General features: G+C 46.3%; 17 protein-coding genes. 2 read left to right on the plus strand and 15 right to left on the minus strand.

Annotated elements, in window-relative coordinates; translation table 11 throughout:
- The 3 genes from DWY57_RS18530 to DWY57_RS18540 all read right to left on the minus strand — a co-directional run.
- Positions 1 to 782, minus strand: a 782-nt coding sequence (locus DWY57_RS18530; RefSeq protein WP_133302466.1) for a M56 family metallopeptidase, incomplete at its 3' end; no start/stop codon positions are given.
- Between the two features lie 43 nt (positions 783 to 825).
- Positions 826 to 2,691, minus strand: a complete 1,866-nt coding sequence (locus DWY57_RS18535) for a TlpA disulfide reductase family protein (RefSeq protein ID WP_117599412.1) — start codon at positions 2,689 to 2,691, stop codon at positions 826 to 828.
- A gap of 29 nt (positions 2,692 to 2,720) precedes the next feature.
- Complete coding sequence (locus DWY57_RS18540; RefSeq protein WP_117599411.1) at positions 2,721 to 3,083, minus strand: BlaI/MecI/CopY family transcriptional regulator; 363 nt, start codon at positions 3,081 to 3,083, stop codon at positions 2,721 to 2,723.
- A 210-nt stretch (positions 3,084 to 3,293) separates the two neighbouring features.
- Between DWY57_RS18540 and DWY57_RS18545 the strand changes: the two genes are divergently transcribed.
- Together DWY57_RS18545 and DWY57_RS18550 are read left to right on the plus strand one after the other, a co-directional pair.
- Complete coding sequence (locus DWY57_RS18545) at positions 3,294 to 3,998, plus strand: hemerythrin domain-containing protein (protein WP_119962240.1); 705 nt, start codon at positions 3,294 to 3,296, stop codon at positions 3,996 to 3,998.
- A complete protein-coding gene (locus DWY57_RS18550) occupies positions 3,988 to 4,602 on the plus strand; it encodes a LuxR C-terminal-related transcriptional regulator (protein WP_005835337.1) in 615 nt (204 codons plus the stop codon). Before DWY57_RS18545 ends, DWY57_RS18550 begins: the two co-directional genes overlap by 11 nt.
- 494 nt (positions 4,603 to 5,096) lie before the next feature.
- Here DWY57_RS18550 and ccsA read toward each other — a convergent pair whose 3' ends face one another.
- From ccsA to xyl3A, 12 genes are all read right to left on the minus strand, one after another.
- Positions 5,097 to 7,148, minus strand: a complete 2,052-nt coding sequence (gene ccsA, locus DWY57_RS18555) for a cytochrome c biogenesis protein CcsA (protein ID WP_119962241.1) — start codon at positions 7,146 to 7,148, stop codon at positions 5,097 to 5,099.
- 29 nt (positions 7,149 to 7,177) lie between these two features.
- Positions 7,178 to 8,332, minus strand: a complete 1,155-nt coding sequence (locus DWY57_RS18560; RefSeq protein ID WP_005835334.1) for a Rid family hydrolase — start codon at positions 8,330 to 8,332, stop codon at positions 7,178 to 7,180.
- Between the two features lie 65 nt (positions 8,333 to 8,397).
- Entirely contained in the window at positions 8,398 to 9,114 is a 717-nt protein-coding gene (locus tag DWY57_RS18565; protein ID WP_008665536.1) for a hypothetical protein, read from the minus strand.
- A gap of 24 nt (positions 9,115 to 9,138) precedes the next feature.
- Positions 9,139 to 10,350: a porin gene (locus tag DWY57_RS18570; protein ID WP_119962242.1), complete on the minus strand. Its 1,212-nt coding sequence runs from the start codon at positions 10,348 to 10,350 to the stop codon at positions 9,139 to 9,141.
- Positions 10,351 to 10,379: 29 nt separating this feature from the next.
- Complete coding sequence (locus tag DWY57_RS18575) at positions 10,380 to 11,813, minus strand: di-heme oxidoredictase family protein (RefSeq protein ID WP_034523352.1); 1,434 nt, start codon at positions 11,811 to 11,813, stop codon at positions 10,380 to 10,382.
- A gap of 109 nt (positions 11,814 to 11,922) precedes the next feature.
- Positions 11,923 to 13,074: an imelysin family protein gene (locus tag DWY57_RS18580; protein WP_117680609.1), complete on the minus strand. Its 1,152-nt coding sequence runs from the start codon at positions 13,072 to 13,074 to the stop codon at positions 11,923 to 11,925.
- 29 nt (positions 13,075 to 13,103) lie between these two features.
- On the minus strand, positions 13,104 to 14,486 hold the full coding sequence (locus DWY57_RS18585; RefSeq protein WP_005823799.1) for a hypothetical protein: 1,383 nt from the start codon (positions 14,484 to 14,486) through the stop codon (positions 13,104 to 13,106).
- Between the two features lie 179 nt (positions 14,487 to 14,665).
- The gene (locus tag DWY57_RS18590) at positions 14,666 to 15,013 is read right to left on the minus strand and encodes a hypothetical protein (RefSeq protein ID WP_227186378.1); all 348 of its coding nucleotides are present in this window, start codon (positions 15,011 to 15,013) and stop codon (positions 14,666 to 14,668) included.
- 135 nt (positions 15,014 to 15,148) lie between these two features.
- On the minus strand, positions 15,149 to 15,358 hold the full coding sequence (locus DWY57_RS18595) for a hypothetical protein (protein ID WP_005835322.1): 210 nt from the start codon (positions 15,356 to 15,358) through the stop codon (positions 15,149 to 15,151).
- 66 nt (positions 15,359 to 15,424) lie between these two features.
- A complete protein-coding gene (locus DWY57_RS18600; protein WP_119962243.1) occupies positions 15,425 to 16,783 on the minus strand; it encodes an alpha/beta fold hydrolase in 1,359 nt (452 codons plus the stop codon).
- Between the two features lie 12 nt (positions 16,784 to 16,795).
- Positions 16,796 to 17,752, minus strand: a complete 957-nt coding sequence (locus DWY57_RS18605) for an SPFH domain-containing protein (RefSeq protein ID WP_016272575.1) — start codon at positions 17,750 to 17,752, stop codon at positions 16,796 to 16,798.
- A 198-nt stretch (positions 17,753 to 17,950) separates the two neighbouring features.
- The gene (gene xyl3A / locus DWY57_RS18610; protein WP_119962260.1) at positions 17,951 to 20,545 is read right to left on the minus strand and encodes a xylan 1,4-beta-xylosidase; all 2,595 of its coding nucleotides are present in this window, start codon (positions 20,543 to 20,545) and stop codon (positions 17,951 to 17,953) included.
- Between the last annotated feature and the right edge of the window lie 90 nt (positions 20,546 to 20,635).

A 20,635-nucleotide genomic window follows, 5' to 3' on the forward strand; every position in this document is an offset into this window, starting at 1 on the left:
ATGAGAGGACGTTTAGACGCAAGAAGGACGCTGAAGAGCTTAGTTGCGGATTTGAGGATTAATAATAGTTGATACTGTTTTGCGTCCACACCTTCCTTTATTACCGTTTCATCCGCTTCAAACTCATGGATATTCTGCAGCTCCTGCTTCAGTAGCCATGATGCCGGATTGAACCACTGGAAGAAAATGCAGACATCGGCTACCAGCAAGTCCCAGGAATGGCGGTTATGGATATGAGCAAGCTCATGGATAAGGATTTCCCGTCCGTTCTCCTCCAAGTCTTTCCGTGAAATGACAATATATCCCATCCAACTGAACGGAGCTATGTCACGATTGTGCACAATCAGAGTGACACGTTCCTTTCTGCTCGGTAAGTAGCTGCCGATATCCTCTTTTTTACCCGATTTCAGCAACATCAGTAACCGTACCAACGAACATACGTTGCGGAAGGCAAAGAAAACGATTCCTGCCAGATAGACAAGCAGCGCCACTTGTATCCAGGTGACTGTTGCCGTTTCAGCACTTGCTCCGGCCTCAGTGGCATTCACTGCATCCGCCATCATCAGCAACTGTTCCAATGTCAGCATCGTCTGGTGCACTTCCGTCTCCTGCTTCACACTTACCTCTACCAAAGGCAATAGGCAGGACAACAGCAAAATGCCCAACAATGAAAAACGGTTGAAACGATGAAACGTCTCGCGTGCCAGCAACAAGCGATAAAACAGATAGAATATCGCCAGGCAAACAGAAGATTTGAGTATATAAACAAAAAACAGACCCATGGAGTTATTTACTATTTAAGGATTTACGATTTACTATTTACAGTTACTTGGTCAGTTCATTCCGTAGTATCTCCACTCCGGGAAATCCGGTTGCTTTGTAGGAGATATCTCCTTCACGGTTCACGACGAAATAGGTCGGGATACCCGGATATTCGTACAGCTTTGCCAATGCCGTACTTTGCTCATTGCTAATGCGACAGTGAATACCGGGTATATCCGGTATCGTTACTTTCCATTTTCCTTCAGGAGATGTTTCGTCGGCAATATATAGATAAACCACCTCTTTCAGCTCCTCTTTCAACGGTTTCAGGCTTTTCATGGCCCGCATACAAGGGCCACACCAGGTGTTCCACATATCCACCAGTACCACCTTGCCACGATAAGGACGAGTAATGACCTGCAACAAACTGTCTGCCGCTACCTCCTTTTCCACCTCAACAATCTTATATCCGGTCTTTCCCTTAGTAGCTTCCAACTCTGATTTCAGTTCGGCTTCAATCCTCCCGTTTCTCATCAGGAACAATTGCCTGAGGTCGGGAGAAGCGATGCTGTCCACCGTCCGACACTCTTCCTCAGTCAAAGGCATGTACTTGCTCAGATTACGGGAAGCACGCCCGGCAAGAAGCATGTCCGGCCAAAGAGGGTCTTGCACAAACTTATCCCGGAGATTTCCGGTAGCGGTCTTCACAAAGTCCGTATAATAATTGTAATATTTCTGTTCGGGGGTATGCAGAATATCCAGTTGCAGTATTTCCTTGAAGTATGAGGTACTGTCAACCGTCATGTCCGCCCTTTTCACCCCCTTCCTGCCCGAAAACATCGGGGCATAACTAAGGTTACTCTTGTAATTATAGATAAGGCTGAACAGATTCATATCCAGATTTGCCCGGATATAAGTACGGCAAGCCTGGCTCATATCCTTGTTTTTTACAAGTTTCTTTTGCACATCTTCATAATGCCCGAACAGATACTTTTTATATGCCTGCGGAGTCATCCCACAAATATCTGCATAAAAATCATCAGTTCCCGATAAGCTTTTCATTTCACCGAACCGCAGCAACTCGGTATTCAGACCGGCATAGTCTCCTTCAAACCAAACACGGCTATCCGTTACACCATCCCTTTTCCGGCTTAAAAGACGGCTTTGCGAATAGAATATTTCAGGCAGATTGATTGTGACATCCAGTTCTCCACCCGGAACGAGAAACAATTCTATTTTCGAACGGGATATCCACAGCGTAGCACCGCTCGGCAACAGCACCTCCGTCTCATAGCGGAACGTGCCATCCTCCGCTATCTTCAAGTCCTTACCGGTGAAATACATGAAGAACCAAGGCGAGTCATAGTAGCGTAACGTCACTCCATACTCTGGTTTATACCCCAATATCCGCCCCTTTATGACAGTCTTTCCCACATTCAGTTCCGGTCCGGGCAATGGCAAAACCTCATCCGGTTTCTTATTCCGCAAACGTTCGGGAATATCCACCCGAGGTTTCTCTCCGTTGAGCTGTATACCATAAATTATCCATCCTTCATCACTACCCGGCATCTCTACGAAATCAAAGCTCTCAGTATCCATCGGAAGCGGACTAAACTTCAAAACAGCAACCATTTCACCGGAAGCGGGAATATGCGTCCACTCATCCCTGGCAAAACCGGTATTTCCCAAATATCCGTAATCCTTTCCGGATGCCCGCAACACAGCTGTCGAATCAATCCTGACCTTATCGCCCTGCATACCATAAAGCCTTACCGCCAGCCAGGTCGTATCTTTTCCAAGCGTCACTCGCTCCACTTCGATGCTACGCGTATTACAAGCCATGAAATAGGGAGTCTTTACAATTTTCTTTGCTTGCAATCCGCAGCAAATACTCACCAGCAACCAACAAACCAATCCGATGTTTTTCATAAGCAAGAGTTATTAGATTTTCAATTACCTCAATCCTTTCCCTTTTCCACCTCCTGTATCAACAGTTTCAGTTCTTCCAAAGATATATCTTCTTCCCTCACCAAAGACGACACTGCACTGAGATAGGAATTATTGAAATATTTACTGATAACATTCTTCAGTGTCCGCTTGCGAAAATCCTCCTCGCTGACCACCGCATAATACTGATAGGTGTTACCATATGCATGATGGCTTAGGAATCCCTTATCCTCCAATCCCCTCACAATGGTGGACAAAGTATTGAAATGGGGTTTCGGCTCTTCATAGAATGCCAGCATTTCCTTCACAAACAAGGGTCCTTTTCCCCAGAAAAAGCCCATGATTTCTTCTTCTTTTGCAGTCAATCCTTTCATAACATTCTTTGTTTTCCGCAAATAACTAAATTATTTAGTTCAAAAACTAATTTCTCTCGTTAAATAAAACTAAAGCTTTTAGTTTATCCGGCAAACACCACTCTCCAACCATCTCCCGACAAGCAAAATACCTACTAATAGTGATTGCAGTTCTCGGATAAAAGCCGTTACTTTGCGCACGAATCAGAGAATTAAAAACAATAACACACAATGAATGAGCAACATAAGTACCGCTCCACGGACAAAATGAGCGACCTCATCTGTGACAATTACTCCTTGTTAATGGTGATGAGCCGCTTCGGACTGTCATTAGGATTCGGAGACAAGAACGTGAAGGACGTCTGCGAAGCGCAAGGCATCGATTGCCCCACATTCCTCGCCGTAGCCAACTTTATCAGCGAAGAACAATACTCTTACAGCGGCAATGAAAGTGACTTTTCCATTCCCGCCCTTATGGATTATCTGAAGCGTGCCCACACGTATTTCCTCGACTTCAACCTGCCGGCCATCCGCCGCAAACTCATCGAAGCCATCGATTGTTCCAGTACAAACGATGTAGCCTACCTCATCCTGAAGTTCTTCGATGAATATGCCAAGGAGGTACGCCGCCACATGGAATATGAAAACCAGGCCGTATTCACCTACGTAGAGCACTTGCTCCAGGGCAGACTATCGGACGAATACAACATCGCCACTTTTGCCAGCAAACATAATCAGATAGACACCAAACTGAAAGAACTGAAGAACATCATCATCAAATACTACCCGGAAAAGGAGAACAACAATCTCCTAAATGCGGTCTTGTTCGATATATTCAACTGCGAACAAGACCTTGCCACCCACTGCCAGGTAGAAGATTATATGTTTGTTCCCGCCGTAGCGCAAATAGAAAGGAAACTGAAAAATGAACAATAATACTTCTTTGAAGATTGTCATTGCAGAAACTTCGGTCATCATCCGAAGTGGTCTGACGGCTGTTTTGAAGCGTATTCCCAACTTGAATGCACACCCTATTGAAGTTTCTTCTCCGGAATCGCTGCAAAACTACATTCACATGCATCCGGCAGACATTATCATCATCAACCCCACTTTCGGTGGCTGGTTCGACCTGCCCGCCTTCAAGGCAGAACACGGAAAATCCGGCATCAAGTACATTGCTATGGTATGCTCCGTCATCGACAACAACATATTGAAGGAATATGACGAGAACTTCGCCATGTGCGATGACATAGATGTCATCACCTCCAAAATCAACCACTTGCTGCACACCGAGGAGGAAGAGGAAAAAGACAGCGAACAAGAAACCCTGAGCCAGCGCGAAAAAGAAATCATCACCTGCGTTGTGAAGGGCATGACCAACAAAGCCATCGCCGACAAACTCTACCTCTCCATTCATACTGTCATTACCCATCGCCGTAACATTGCACGCAAACTGCAGATACATTCTCCGGCAGGGCTTACCATCTACGCTATTGTGAACAAGCTAGTGGAATTGGGAGACATCAAGGACTCTCTATAAGGTTCTTCCGGCAACTGTTTCCCTACCCACTACGGCCTATAGGGAAAAAACGGATGAATCCCTTGCAAAAGTATTCTCCCCCATACGGGAAAAGGCCTCTGGCTATTGATTAAGGTTTATCTTGTGACTGGCGATATACATCTTTAGCGTAAAGATGTATATCTTCAGCATAGAGATGTGCATCTTCAGGCTGAAGACAAAGCTCATCCCCTATGTCAGCCCTCCCCATGCTATGACTCAAGCAGTCTGACAAGTAGCCTTAACCAACCTTGCCCACAGTATCCGCCACGCCATACACAAATCCCCACTTCACGATATCACATCGGAAAGTGGGGATCCTTTTATCTTCATAAAAGTGGTTACGTAATTATGACTAACTAATTCATTCAAATCTGATGTTGCAAAGATAAGGCATCGGCAGACAGTACGCAATCGCTCAAATTAGGTATAATGAAAAAAGCCAGTCATTATAAATAGGTAGAACCACCCGCAAATCAAGCATTGGCATAGCTATGCATTCCTCCAAGGATGTAGTTCACCCCAAAATAGGTCATCAGGACTGTCAGAAAAGCGACAATCATATAGATGTGGAAGAATAACGGCCTGCGGAAAATGCGCAGGCTGCGCGCATGGAACGCCGCTCCATAAACCATAAAGGTAATCAGCGCCCATACTTCCTTCGGGTCCCAAGCCCAATATCGCCCCCAAGAAGCATTGGCCCAAACCGCACCCAGAAAAATACCGGCTCCCAAAAAGAAAACGGCAGGATAAAGCAGCAATCGGCCGAGCAGCATCAACATCCGGGCTGAACGGCGAAGACACAATGCCAGTATGCCGTTCAGCATCATAAAGGCAAACAAAGCATAAGACATCATTATCAACGACACATGCGTACTGAGCCATGGAGAAACAAGCACGGGCATCAAGGGAGTGATTTGGGGATTCATCTGTCCCAAATAAGACACTAGCAAGGCAAAACCGGACAGCAAAAAGCCGAAAGGCACCATAAACGGGAAGCGCCGCCGAAACAGACAAGCCAGGAACAGCGCACACAATGCCATGAACTGCATCGTTTCGTATCCGTTGCCCAACGGTATTCGCCCACCGATGTACCACCTCAGGCCATACCCGAAGAGCTGAAAGAGAAACGCCGCATAAAGAGAAAACGGGAAAAAAGTATCTGCCAAACGCGAAGAGAAAGAGAGCGCTACAATCCTACCGGAAGAGTCTGACAATGCCGACGAACGACGCAGGCCGCGATACAGCAGACGGAAGAAAGCCAGCATCCCCACCGTAAGGTTGAACATGAACAGTAATTTGCTGAAAGGAATACGGTTATACAGCAATTCGGCTTGTATTTTAGTATCGGAAACAGGCTCCACACTCCCGTCTTCCGGCAAAGGACGAATCAATGTACCATTTTGGAGCATCAAAATCAGTCCCACCTTTTCATCCGCCTCTACAATGGCCTTTTCCAGAGAAGTCATTTTCTGATGATGGTCTTGCTTCCCCTTCCAGAACTTCTGCAAGCGATACTTCTCACCGTCGAACAAATCAGCCAGACATGCATAGGGTGTCTCCAAATGAAGCAGGCGACGGAGTGCCTCGTTTTTGATATAAATCATCGGCTCATTCTGCCAAACTTCCGGACGCAGAAGCCATCCACCAATCACCTGCTCCGGCGTCATGCCTCCATAAGACGGTTTTCCCGTCAGTTTCAGTACAAAATCGCGCGCAAGGGTATTGAAAGGAACCACACGGTCATTATAAATCACCTGCTTACGGGCGAGACTATCCGCCTGCTTGCGTGCCAGTGCCGGAAGGCTTCTCTTCTGCGCATGTACCCCACTTCCCAGACACAGCAACAATAGAACAAACATTCCTCCCTTCTTCAACAACGGATGCCTCAGCAGCCTGCGGAACTCTCCACCCCGGCTGACCAGCATCCAGAGCATGGAGACACCTAACAAGAGGTATCCACTATAGGTAACCCCTATCCCCCACGGGTCATAATTCACTGTCAGCCAGCTCCCCTGCATATCCTCATCAAAGGAAGACTGATAAAAGCGGAACCCCTGCCGTGAAAGAATACGGTTCATGGAGACGGGCGTCTCACCGTGAATATAGCTGATATAATCTGCAGGAGCATCCGTACCCGGATAGTACTCAATCCGGAAACTGTCCAGACGTAAGGTGAACGGTAACTCTACAACCTGCCTGCCGTCTTGTTCCAAAAAGCAGTTCACCTCACTGCCGACAGTAAGATGCACATATCCTTTTCGGCCACAAAGAAACGTAGTCATGGCTCCCGCCAAAATCACGAGGAAGGAGCCATGCAACAACAACGTCGGGAGACGCCGCCACAACCGCTGTCTTACAAGCACAACAACAGTCATCGCAGCAAGGGCTCCCCACAAACAACAGAACCAAATCGTATGATAAACATGCTTTTCTACAAAATCCGTACTGTATGTCTGCTCTACAAACGTAGTTGCAGCAAGTAAGAGCAGCAAACAACCATAAACAGCTATGAGAAACTTTTTCAATTAAGAGCTATCAATTAAAAGTAAAAAAATCAATATGGAGCAAACTCCTTGTTTTCTAAAGACTTGACTCCCATACATTCCATCTCTATCAGCCAACCCGGACGACATACGGGAGCATATACAAACACTCTCGGAGTATCCGGAAAACGCTCGTCATACATTCCTTTGACCACGGTATAGTCTGCAACATCCCGCAGATAAACAATCATCTGTCCTAAATCATCAAACGTACAGCCAGCCTCTTTCAACAAAGCCTCCACATTCTCCCACATACGTTCCGTCTGCTTGCGAATGTCTCCGGGACATACCACCTCACCTTTATTATTGATGCTCGCAGTACCCGAAATAAACACCTGGCGACGGTCGCCATAATCCACATACGTACCTCGCTCGAAACTCACACCGTATTCGTATGTGGGATTCAGATGTGTCGGTGCGTAAAGGTAGTGAATTTGTTCAGATTTCAAACCATCTACAGCATAAGTATCCATCTGAACCGTCACTTTTGGGTCGGCATGACGGCCACCGATACCGGTACTGGAAATATAATGAGTCTTCTCCGTCAAGTCCTGGGTAACAAACACCTCATTACGCGCCTTCACCACTCCGGCATAATTCACATCCACGTTCTGTACAAAGAACCAGGTACGTATGCAATTATCAGCCAGCTTACAGCCCTGTTCCATCAGCTGCATCACATAGTCATTCAACAGCAGACGGGTCTGGTATTCCGAATTGGCAGCACGATTGAAAGAGCCGCCTCCCCAAAGGTGACGGTAGGCGCCATGTCTCACTTCGAACAATCCGTTATGAAGCACCTGTGTTTCCACACCTTTCTGCAGATAGACCCACAGTGCAATCTTTGTACCGTTCAACGGCGGCTGCTCTACCACGGAGAGTGCACAATCCGAACATTCTGCCGAAAGCGCCAGTAGCATATCTGCTTGATTGGCGGCGTCACTTAGAAAGTAGCGTTTAAAGATGGCAACAGCACCTTGTAGTTCACTTTCACGCAGTTGGCAGTAAGTGTCGACCACCGCATTCAGCTGTTCTTCATAAGTCGCTTCCGGTCTGGTGGCATGAATCATTACATGATATTCCGAAACACCCGCTTCTACCTCATATTTAAAGATTTCGGTTAAGGTATTCTCCAATTGATTAGTTTGTTGTTGTTTATTTTTCATATTAAATATCAATTAGTCGTTGTTGTTCAAAAAAGTACCGGTATTACCAGTAAGGCCCATCATTATTACGGCTGTGCACCATCGTCAATCCAGTTGCCAATCAAAGACTGCATATCAGATGAGGTTATCATCTGAGAATGGTCTATACGCCAATCCGAGCTGATGTCCGTACCCAATATGAGATGCAAGACACTTTCTGACGCATTACCGGGCATAACCCTCATTTTACCGTCCACCGTCGTTGAAGCCCGGTTGACCAGATCAGCATGGCTATGTCCTTCCAGCAGATTCAAGCCACCACCCGGAGTGGTGCTAAGACCATGGCAAGCCGTACAAGTGGCATTGAATATTTTTTGTTGAATGGCATTGTACATACTTGCATCAACTGTTCCTGCATCCATAAGTATAGTATCAGCGATTTCAGTACATTCCATTGCCACCAAACTGACAATGCGCTTCCTCAACTTATTGATTACACATAGCTCGACAGTTGTCACCTCATCCGTTATGCCGGACATTGTCAACTGGATTTCATCATTATCCGATTCGGATGCCGGAACAACCTTTGAAACAATGGCATAATCGCTTTCATCATCAAATCCTGCCACTACCACACTATAGTCGCCCGACCACTTATCCACACCACTAATCCGGCCTGTCATCTTCACTGTGCGTCCTTCACCCGTGGCCACAACGGCATTCTCATAAATTCTCCCCTCATCGCATGCATGCAGACCTATAAGAAGCACGGGCAGAAAAAAGAAAAGAATGTATTTTTTCATAGACGAATCCTTTCCTGACTTCATTTAGAATGTATATTGAAGCATCACCGTGGCAGAGTGAGTGGCCAGACCTAAATTATCATTATCACGGTCGAGCTGCGTGTCGTGTCCCCAACGGGCTACATACTGATACATTGCCTGCAATTTCAAGTTGCATCCTCTGAAAAAGTAGTTCATACCTACAGCAGGCATATTCAGGAAACCGTCGTCATCCGTACCGTTACGATTGAAGATATCGTAGCGTGCGGCAAGCTGTAGGCGGGGAGCGACAAAGTAACCACCTTGCACATAACCGCCTAAAAAGCTATACGATTCATTTATCTTTTGCCGTTTGGTGAAACCTACATTCATATAATAAGCTTCAGCCGCCAGATAGAGCTTGTTCTTCAACATAGCAAATTCCAACCCCACACGGGTATCATTGGTACTCTCATTTTCACTCTCCACATTGATAGAACCCGAAAGACCGAATAATATCTTATCCTCGTTCAAACGGTTAGGATTACCTTGTGTGGAAGGCATCACCCCCTTGGGCATATAAGTCAGACGTCCGGTATACAGCAATGAAGGGATATGCCAGTCATCACTCATCGTCTTTGAAGCTGTATTCACGGAAGCTCCGGTTCCATTGAACAAGCCGACTTCATAACCGAACTTATCTGCCACCAGACCGTGAACTTCAACACCCAGGTCAAATCCCGTACCGATATTAGGCGTCACGGCATTCAACGAATAAGGCAAAATTACAGAAGACGTCAGAGAAACCGGCAACTGGGGAAGCAGTGTTTCGCCAAGAGTTGTCAGATAGGCATGCGAGAATGGAGTCTTGAACTTTCCGACACGAATCGCAAATTGTTTTTTCAGCTGTACATCGAACCACGCCTGCTGTAACAGCGCTCCTCCACTTGCAGCAGCATTGATGGACAGATTGAAAGCCACTTTTCCAAAAGCCTTGCCAGTAAAGCCAAGTACGGCATAAGGAATGGAAAAACCCGAATTGGCAATATTATCTTGGTTATAAGCCTTATCCAAGCCTTCATCATCATACCAATTGAAATTAGCACTCGTTTGTACCAACAGATAAGGCTTGAAAACAAAGTCACCTTTCTTTGTTTCAATGGTAAAACCTTCTCTTCCGGCCAATGACACTACACCATTCTCCGTATCTTCCTCATGTTGCGCCATAGCGGTCAAAGGCAAAACAGCCAGCATGGCGACATATAAAAATTTCTTCATAATTACTTTTTATATAAAGCTTATTAGTTCTAAAGTGAATTTAAAAATGCAATCAGGGCATCACGGTCATCCTTGCTCATGTTCTTAAAGAGATTTTTCGATGCTTCTCCCTCTCCCCCATGCCACATTATGGCTTCAACAAGATTGCGGGCACGGCCATCGTGCAAGAAGTAGGTATGTCCGTTTACCTTTTCCTGAAGCCCGATACCCCAAAGCGGAGTAGTGCGCCATTCATTGCCACGCGCCAACCCACTTACATAGTTATCATTCAGACCGACTCCCATAATTTCGGAGCCCATATCATGCAGCAAAAAATCCGAATAGGGGTGAATTGTCTGACTTCCCAACCATGGCAAACGGGTACCGTTCAACAGCACGGAGCCCCGAGGCTTGGTATGCAACGTGGTGACATGGCAAAGATGGCACTTGGCTTTATAGAAATTCTGTTCTCCCCTTATCACCTGCGGGTCATTCACATTACGCCGTGCAGGAACACCAAGACTCTGCATATACAAGTCAACATCTTCCATATCTTCTGTAGAAACATCCAACTGGGCATAAGAAAGCCCCATCATGCTGCCTTGATTCACCTGGGCCTGCCCCTCGCATATCTCTTCCGGATAGCGGCTATTGGTAACACCCATATCACTTGAAAAACCAAGTTCAACAGTCAAATCCGCATGTTGAGCCTTATTTCCCGACAGCCCCAAGCTTCTCACACCACGTTCGGTAATGTAATTGCAACGGCCACTTATACCATACTCCGGATAATTACTTTTTGCAGCAAGCGCTTCAATCTCCGTAGGTTCCAAAGCCATCATTTGCCCCATACCGACATGTCTCAACGGGATACGCACCGTACAGAACATATCTTCAGGCTTTATACTGTCAGCATACCATTCGGATATGGAATAAGCCGGTCTGCAAAGTTCATACTTCTCTCCGTCGGGAAAGGTAAAAGTCTCATAAGTATACTCCACAGAAAGCTTTCCCTCCGGTTTCACTCCATAAATGGCCTGGTCATGGAGAACACGGCCATAATCCTGAAAAAACGCACCATTCTTGCGGCTTATATAAACCAGCATCGAGGAAAACCCGTAACTACCCGATCCGCCTTCACTCCACAGCGTCGGTTTGGTACGGCCGGCATTACGATGACAACTGCCACAAGAATACCCCGCATAGACTGGGCCAAGCCCCCCTCCCATGCCATTGCTACTCGTACGCACATCATCGTAAAGCCCGTCACCATCATTAAAGCGACTGTTGTAAACACCCGACACCCAATCTGCCGGTGAATCATAGGCCTTGGATGAATTCATGAAGATTGTGGACGTTCCGGCAGACAGAGCGTATCCTTCAGGAATCTCTATATCCAACACGTCAATCCCATCATCATCACAAGCAGTCAAACCTGCCGACAAACAAAGGAGAAGACATGAATATCTCATTAAATGATTCATCATCTTTATCTACTTTTTAATAATGGCATATCCAAACATGCCAAAGAAGTAAAGGCAGGATTCTCCAAATCCCCCCCTTTACTTCTTGAGTATTGTTTATAAATAATTCTTATTTAACTGTACGAGGCTTGCCATCCTTGAAAAGCAGGAATTCTAAAGTATGGAATCCGCGTACATTTTGGGCAGATTCAACTTTTGCATCATCATCACCCTCGCTCCATTCCAAATCGCCCCATTTCTGGGAATTCAGAATCTGGACAATGGCGTTCTGGTCCAAAGGCCAACTATCCATATTCGGGTCAAGCCCCAGCTCATCCACCGGCCCAAATAGGAACGCCTCACTTTCCTCCCAAGGTTCACGGGCTGTTATCCAAGCATTGCATGCCGTCTCAAAAGCACTGTTAGAGGGATTGTTGGCAAGAGCCACCACAGCGTCATACAGCGTACTATTCTTCTCCTTCAAATCCTTATAGGTAGGCAAAACCACAACATTGACATAATTTTCAACAATCGGGTCAAGTGCTTCATTGCTGTTAATGGTGCTATTGTCCCTGATATAAGGTTTCAACTCCTTATCCAATACACTTTCCAGTTCTTCACAAGCCTTGATAGCCGCTACCGTTTCCTGACTGTTGATATTATTACGGAAAGGTTGGGGAATAGCCTGAATAGCCGATGCTGCCGTAGTGATAGCTGCCGACACTTTCGTATCCAACTCCGCATTGGCTCCAGCCACCAATTTTGAAATTGACTTGTCGCTCACCTTACCGTCCAAAGAGCCGTAATAGGCATTGCGGATTGAGTAAATATTATTGGTATAATCATCACGGGAATGCCAGCTATACCATGACTCAACAGCATAGAGGGCCTCTGTAACATTGTTTGCCATATATTTATTATATGGATCACCAATCTTCGTCTCACCTACCTCATTGGAGATTTCAACACAACCGTCGATAACCTGCTCTATACAGTTCCAGGCACTTGAAAAGTTATAGGCACCATTATGAGCTTTGAAGGAAGTTGCAAAACTTGCCCCACCCTTATAACTCGTATTCCAAGAATCATAAAGATTGGTGGCATCTGTCTTCAACAAAGCCGCCACATTTCTCATGTAGTTGTGCCAACTTGCTGCATTCCCCGAATTATACTCAATGTCAGCAGGATTAACTGTACTGTTGTCATCATCATCGCTACAAGCAGTAGCCGTAAATGCCAGCCCTAATACCAAAGCTGTCGCATAAAAGAAATTTTTCTTCATTTGTATAAAATTAATTGATTACTATTCATCTACTTCTTGACAAACCAACCGATATAGGCAATACCGATCGAAAACTCATTTTCACTATTATACTTACCAGTTCCAAAAACCTTGTTTGTTCCGATTTGGCGGGTGGTGTAATCAGCCTTTACCACCAGATTAGGCAAGGCATACCAATTCAATCCAGCAGTCCACATGCTTACTTGACAACGTTTCTCCATTATCTGGCTGGCCTCTCCCTTTTCTTGCGGATTATAATATTCATAACGTGCAAAGGGGTAGATAACCGGAACTTTCCTGTTTCCTTTGAAGAAAGCGCTGATATTCAAACCGGCCTCGGCTGCATAACTGACTACATTCTTTGCAATGGGGGTTATACGGCTGTAAGGAGATTTATTCGACAATTTGGTATTTGCCTCACTAAGCTTCGCTGAATTACCCAAATTTCCGTATACCATATTGGCACGGGCAACCACATATTTATTACGGTATTGGGCATCTGCCGTATAGATTCTTACCGGAATCTTACCGGTAGACGAATAAGTATCCGCTTTGTCAGAATTGGAACCGGCATCAGCGCAGTAATAGAACGAAGCACCTATACGCAACCCCGGAACCCCCTTATAGTCCAAACGAGCCACATAGCCCGGTGAAGTAAAATTGTCTTCTTCAAAGATGCCTTGTTTGCCACTTGCTATCCAGGTGTTACGGTCAAAACCATTGGCATTCAGACCGGCCACTATCATGGCCTGATAATCAAAGCTGGCATATCCTTTTCCAAAAGAACCAAAAAACTCGAGTCCGTTTTCATGCCACGTAGAAGGAAGGATGGTTGTCTCTCCTTCTGGCCGATAAGTTCCAAAGAAATTGATTGGTTCATGATGGGCGTTGGTCAATCCTACCGGGACAATGATGTGACCGGCACGTATGTTGAATTGTGGAACAATTAAACGGGTAATGTGGAATTGCTCGATAGCCACTTCGCCACCCTTTTCCACCTCCGTTTCATACTCACCGTTTTCCGTATTCTCAAGTTCATAAGCAGTACCCGTACCACCGGATTCAAACTCGATTTCAGCACCGAGTATCCATTTGGAATTGAACTTGTAATCCAGAGCCAACACGAAACGGGGTATAGAAATTGTATTCCTATGTTTGTCTGGATTGCCTTCAGGCGCACCATAGAAACGGTTAATACCATAATCCTTAAAACTTGCAACCATTTCTCCGTATCCACCGAAACGGAATTTCTTGTAGTTGTCGCCATCATTCGCTACTTTTTCCTTTTTCTCTTTGTCTGTTGAAATTTCCGTACTCTCTGCTGCAGAAGTAACTTTTTCAGGTTCAGCAGCCTGCAAAGCATTGGCAGAAAGCAGAAAACATAAAACGAATAAGCCTGTTAATTTTCTCATCTTTTATCTTAAATTTTATTGGGGCAAAGGTAGAGGTAGTTAAAAAGGAGAACAATACCTAAAAATTACGAAAAGAAGAGAAAGAGTAACCATTAGTAGGTAATGGCAGATTTATAACAACAAATAAAGATGAGAAAGGAGGGTAAGTGGTAAAAAGGACTATTAAACAGACTGTAAGGCTACTTATATTTAAACGCCAGTATATAGTACCCTATAAATGCCACCCCCAACAAAACAAACGAGACAAGGAGCAGGAGTTTGCCGAATGCATAATACAAGCCCCAAACACTGCCCAAAAGCACTAACAACAGAATGATGTTCATCACCCGGGTAAGGCGTATGGCAAACAAATATTGAACAGCCGCATTGCGCTCGGTGACCCGAATAGGGAAATTGATGAAACGGACGGGAAGATACGCCAATCCCCCCATCAAAAGGAAACAGAAAATGGAACAGCCACCCATCACCCAGACGGCGGGCAGCAGGGCACCTTCTCTTTGGGTATACAGCCAGTAAATGTAATCCACGTAACGAGCACGATAAGCAGGGCCGTACCTTCCAGAATACGGTCAATCACAGTGGGTTAAAAACGGACATTAGGGCAATTCTTGCCGGAATAAGGACCAAGATTAATCATACTATCTGCGATTTAGAATCTGTTATTACGAATCCTCCTCTGCTTTCTCTTCAGACGGAGGAGGATTCTTGGACTTCTTCATCCGCCCACTCTTCCGCAATGCTTCAGCGATAATCCACTGAAGCTGTCCATTGGTACTACGGAACTCGTCGGCTGCCCATTTTTCAATGGCATCCATCGTTGCAGCATCCACACGGAGGACAAAGCTTTTGGTTGAAGTTTCTTTTTTAGCCACTATTTATTTACTATTTAACAATTTACGATTTACGATTGAAGTTACTTTGATATAACCAAGTACCAATCAAAGAGTATTCTGCTTGCCCCGCACGAAGGAGGCAATGTCATCCATAACATATGCTGGGACGGGCGAAGCATGGCTATACTCAAACGGAGTCGCCTTGCCGCTGCCTTCCTGCAACAAGTGATTCAATTTCGGATAAGATTTGAAATATGCATTCTTGCAGCGCAACAAACCGGAACGCCATAAACCGAAGTCTTCCATAGTCACCTGATAATCTCTCTCCCCTTGAAGAACAAATATAGGCAGCTTTAGTTTAGCGGCAACTTCCACCGGTTTGTAAGCATTGGCAAACAGCCAATATGAGCGGGGCTGCCCCAATGGCAAGGAAATCGTTTCATCAAACTCTTCCGTACCAAGCTTTTTGACATTAGCCAACTGTTGTTTCAGTTCATCAAGTTGAGCCTTTACATTGACTGAAGAATCCGTCAAAGAAGAGGTATAATAAAACTGTTCCTCAAGAGCATCTTCAAGCGGTCTTGCCAGCCCGGCAAGGATAATGATACCTGCCAAACCTTTCGAACGCCCGGCAATACGGGGAGCCAATGTACCTCCCAGGCTGTGCCCCAACACATACACACTGTCAGGAGCCAGCTCGGGCAAAGCCCTTACCTGCTCCACTATGGCAACGGCATCGTCCACGGCCTCAGTATCATAATCGAGTTCGCGACCGGCAGGAACGCAAGCCGCACCATATACCTTTGTCCGTTTTTCATAGCGGACGACAGCAATGCCGCGTTCCGCCAATCCCCAAGCAAGGTCACGGAAAGGCTTGTTGGGACCTATCGTCTCGTCACAGTCGTGAGGACCGGAACCATGTACCAAAATAACACAAGGAACCCTGCATGCATCCGGGCCGACTGCCCGCTTGGGCAAAGTCAACGTTCCGGGAAGCTTGTAACCGTCGGCTCCCAGCGTAATATCCCTTTCATCCATTTTTGTCTCATCATAGGCTACCGGTTGAGCAGTGCTAACAGCAGGAGCAGGGACCAGCCTGATTGTATTCAGTGCCCCGTCAGCATCAAAAGCCACTAGAAAGCGGAGATTATAACGTTCAAATTCCACATCGGAATAATAGATAGTAATTCCCTGGACAGAATCGGTCTTCCATTCTCCTTTTGATATGGATTTACCAAACATTTTCTCTGCTTGCCGGAAAGAATCATTAAAGAGTGCCGGAGCTAGTTTCTCCTGCAACTCCCGGTTCAATGCCGCATGGATACTGTCACCTTGCCCTGCCACAAACAATTCATAAATGTGCTGCGCGCGCGCAGTATTCGCATCTTGTGCAAAGCCCCCATATACATTGCCCAGCAAGAGCAGTATAAGAGCCCATCGTCCTATAACCCCCATCTCTTTCATCCGTATCCTTTATCAATGGTTCAACGTTCCCGTATTGACTACCGGTTGAGCAGCCTCATCCGCACAAAGCACTACCAACAGATTGCTGACCATTGCCGCTTTCTTGTCTTCGTCCAGTTCAACAATTTCTTCTTCAGAAAGTTTATGGAGCGCCATTTTTACCATAGAGACTGCCCCTTCCACAATCTTCTCGCGTGCCGTAATAATGGCAGATGCTTGCTGGCGACGCAGCATCACAGCGGCAATTTCGGGCGCATACGCCAGATAGTTGATGCGGGCTTCCACCACTTCCATACCCGCCATGGCCAGGCGTTCATTCAGTTTCTGCTCCAGCTGTTCATTGATTTCCTCACCGCCCGAACGAAGTGTCAACTCTTCCGTATCAGCCTCATTATCATCATAGGCATACTGACCGGCAACCTGACGAAGAGCGGCATCACTCTGTATCATGACGAAGTTCTCGAACGCATTCATACGGTTGGCCACCGCATTGCCAAGGCTCACCTGGTTGGCATTACCCGCTGTCGGAGCGGATGCAGCCATTGTTTGTGAATCAATCTCAAACATGGCTTTATAGGTGTCCTTCAGCTTCCACACCAATACCAGCCCTATGAGAATAGGATTACCAATCTTATCGTTCACCTTTATCGGCTCCACATCCAGGTTGCGTGCACGAAGCGAAAGCTTCTTCTTATTAAGGAATGGGTTTACCCAGAAAAAACCGGTCTCTTTGAATGTTCCCTTGTATTTGCCAAAGAACACCATAGCACGCGCCTCGTTCGGCTCCAGCTCCATATAGCCGGCAAACATAATGAACCATACCAGGCACAGACACACCGAAAGGATCAAGGTAGGCACAGAAATGAGAAATCCAAAGATTATCACCGCCGTAAGCACTACCAAATGAAGGAACAAGGCCAGAAAGCCATTCATCTTGAAACCACTGAAACCACACTCTTTTGTTTCCATATTCTATAAATTTAATTGATATCATAATGATATCACAAATATATCAATTAAATTTAGAGAAGTACAAAGAAACAAGGAAGTTAACATATCGTATTAAGGATTATTAAGAACATGTATTCCCAGTATATAAAAATTCCGCTTGAGGGTCATAACTCACCCTCAAGCGGAAAACTTTTTTTTGACTCTGTCAGTGATGTATCAAGGCTGAATGACAAAAGACCGGCGCAGCAAATCAGCAGTTTGCGAGCTACCGCCCACCATCAGTTCATAACTGCCTTCGGAAACGCACATGGTATTGCTTTGCGAATTCCACCACACTAACTCTTTATCACCCAAATCAAACTCTACATCGACCGTCTTTCCTGCCGGGATATGTACCCGCTTGAAAGCACGCAATGCCTTGCTCGGTCCTTCGAAATCATCGTTTTTCTTCAAATAGACCTGCACAACCTCTTCACCGTCACATTTGCCGGTATTGGTTACGGGAACACTCAATCTCAATTTCTCACCGGACTTTATATTATCCGAACCAAGCACCACAGCGCCATAGCTGAAAGAGGTATAGCTCAATCCATGACCGAAGGGGAAAAGCGGTTCCTGGGTCATATAACGGTAAGTCCGCCCCGTCATGTTATAATCCTCAAAATCCGGAAGCTGTGACACATTACGGTAGAAGGTCACCGGCAAGCGTCCTGCCGGATTGTAATCACCGAACAATACTTCGGCTACAGCCGTACCACCTGCCTGACCGGGATACCAAGCCTGCAGGATAGCTCCACACCTCTCGGTTTCCGGCTCCAGGCCGATGGGAGAACCCGAACAGTTCACCAACACCACCTTTTTGCCGGCACGGTGCAAGGCGGCAATCAGTTCCCGTTGGACAGCAGGCAACTCGATATCCGTACGGTCGCCTCCTCTGAATCCGGGAAGCTCAACGCCCATCTCCTCGCCTTCGAGGTTCGGAGAGACTCCTCCCACAAAGACCACGACATCAGCATCCTTTACACGCTCCACAGATTTCTTCACATCCACTTCATTCTTAAATCCAAGGTCAAAGTCCAGCTGTGCATCGCTACGGAAATATTCAAAATCCAATTCAACGTCATACGTTTTTCCTGCTTGTACCTGCAAAGTATAAGCACTCTTCTGCCCACCATGCTGATTAGAGAATCCTCTCACTTCCTCTCCATTTATCCGCAATCTCCCTGAGCCATAAGCATAGATGTCAAAAACGACCTCTCCCGACTGGTCGGGAGTGAATACGCTGTTGTAGGTAGCCGAGAAGTCGGTAAGGTTCACACCCGGAGCAAAAACCGTGGCACCGGATGTACAGAAATGGAAAGGAGTGGTCACTTGGGCAGTAGTGACTGGCTCACCGTCACGAGTCACGTTATTCCAGTAGCGTGCAGTAAATCCGGGTTTCCCGTCGGCAGTCTTGCAACGGTTGAAGACGCTCTGTATCTGAGCTCTCTCCACCCATCCGCAGCCTTGTTCATAAATAAGCCGGTCATCACTCCTCAAAGCTTTTCTAATTCCGTCCAGAATGGTAACTGTGTGCGGAGGCATACCGTTATAATTTCCCCATTGCATCACAGAATCATTGGCATTCGGACCCATCACGGCTATAGTCAGACCTCCACGCTTCAACGGCAAGGAATTATCCTTGTTCATAAGCAGTGTCATTGACTTGCGCGCCATGTCGAGCGCCAGAGAGTCATGTCCAGCAGAAGCCACCACAGAAAAAGGAATGCCGGTCCAGGACACCTTCTCCGGCTCGTCCATTTCACCCAAGGCAAAGCGGGCCGTCAAAAGGCGCTTGACTGCTACATCCACTGCTTTTTCATCAATCTTTCCCTGCTTCACCGCTTCTACCAGGGCCTCGTAACTCGAACCGCATTCCAAGTCAGTCCCACTCAGCACCGCAGCCGCCGAAGCGGACTCTGCATCAGGATGCGTCTTATGACCATAATCTCTGTAAAAATCGGCAATAGCTCCACAGTCCGAAAGAACAATACCGTCAAATCCCCACTCATCGCGCAAAATCTGCATCAGCAAGCGGTCGCTACCGCAACAAGGATCACCCTCAAAGCGGTTGTAGGCACACATCACCTCCTTCACTTTTCCTTCTTTCACCAAAGCTTCGAAAGGAGGAAGATAAGTTTCATACAAATCACGGGGCTTGATATTTTCCGCATTAAACTCATGGCGGTTCCATTCCGGACCGGAGTGTACGGCAAAGTGCTTGGCACAAGCATGCAGCTTGTCATATTTTCCATCGTTCGTGCCCTGCAAACCCTTTACAACCATCACCCCCATACGGCTGGTCAGATAAGGGTCTTCCCCATAAGTCTCTATACCCCTTCCCCAGCGAGGGTCGCGGTAGATGTTCACCGTAGGCGTCCACATTGTCAATCCTTGATAGCGTTCATGGCTTTCCTGGGATGCATAGTAGGCATTCTTGGCACGGGCCTCATCAGAAACAGCAGTAAATACCTCGTATACAGTCTCCGGCGAGAAAGATGCCGCCATACCAATCGGTTGGGGAAACACTGTGGCCAGCCCGGCACGCGCCACTCCATGCAACGCTTCATTCCACCAGTTATAGGGCTTGATGCCCAGACGTTCCACTGGTTTGGAGCTGTCCATCATCAAGGACACCTTCTCTTCGAGCGTCAGTTCCTTCAGCAAAAGTCCGGCACGCTCTTCTGCCGGCAGAGATGCATTCTTGTAAGTAGCCTGCCCGCATCCCGACAATAGGAAGAGTGGCAAAAGGTAAAGAAGTTTCTGTTTCATCATGGTTTCATATTAGGCAATTATCTATTCAAAAGACAAAGATAAGTATATTGATTAAATTTCAAACTTCAAAAGAATGATTCATTATGC

This window comes from Bacteroides sp. AF25-5LB (assembly GCF_003602965.1).
Taxonomy (GTDB): domain Bacteria; phylum Bacteroidota; class Bacteroidia; order Bacteroidales; family Bacteroidaceae; genus Bacteroides; species Bacteroides uniformis.

Coding starts and splice junctions, on each gene's coding strand:
- DWY57_RS18535 (WP_117599412.1), bottom strand. CDS start 2,691: ATGAAAAACATCGGATTGGTTTGTTGGTTGCTGGTGAGTATTTGCTGC.
- DWY57_RS18540 (WP_117599411.1), bottom strand. CDS start 3,083: ATGAAAGGATTGACTGCAAAAGAAGAAGAAATCATGGGCTTTTTCTGG.
- DWY57_RS18545 (WP_119962240.1), top strand. CDS start 3,294: ATGAATGAGCAACATAAGTACCGCTCCACGGACAAAATGAGCGACCTC.
- DWY57_RS18550 (WP_005835337.1), top strand. CDS start 3,988: ATGAACAATAATACTTCTTTGAAGATTGTCATTGCAGAAACTTCGGTC.
- DWY57_RS18560 (WP_005835334.1), bottom strand. CDS start 8,332: ATGAAAAATAAACAACAACAAACTAATCAATTGGAGAATACCTTAACC.
- DWY57_RS18565 (WP_008665536.1), bottom strand. CDS start 9,114: ATGAAAAAATACATTCTTTTCTTTTTTCTGCCCGTGCTTCTTATAGGT.
- DWY57_RS18570 (WP_119962242.1), bottom strand. CDS start 10,350: ATGAAGAAATTTTTATATGTCGCCATGCTGGCTGTTTTGCCTTTGACC.
- DWY57_RS18575 (WP_034523352.1), bottom strand. CDS start 11,813: ATGAATCATTTAATGAGATATTCATGTCTTCTCCTTTGTTTGTCGGCA.
- DWY57_RS18580 (WP_117680609.1), bottom strand. CDS start 13,074: ATGAAGAAAAATTTCTTTTATGCGACAGCTTTGGTATTAGGGCTGGCA.
- DWY57_RS18585 (WP_005823799.1), bottom strand. CDS start 14,486: ATGAGAAAATTAACAGGCTTATTCGTTTTATGTTTTCTGCTTTCTGCC.
- DWY57_RS18600 (WP_119962243.1), bottom strand. CDS start 16,783: ATGAAAGAGATGGGGGTTATAGGACGATGGGCTCTTATACTGCTCTTG.
- DWY57_RS18605 (WP_016272575.1), bottom strand. CDS start 17,752: ATGGAAACAAAAGAGTGTGGTTTCAGTGGTTTCAAGATGAATGGCTTT.
- xyl3A (WP_119962260.1), bottom strand. CDS start 20,545: ATGAAACAGAAACTTCTTTACCTTTTGCCACTCTTCCTATTGTCGGGA.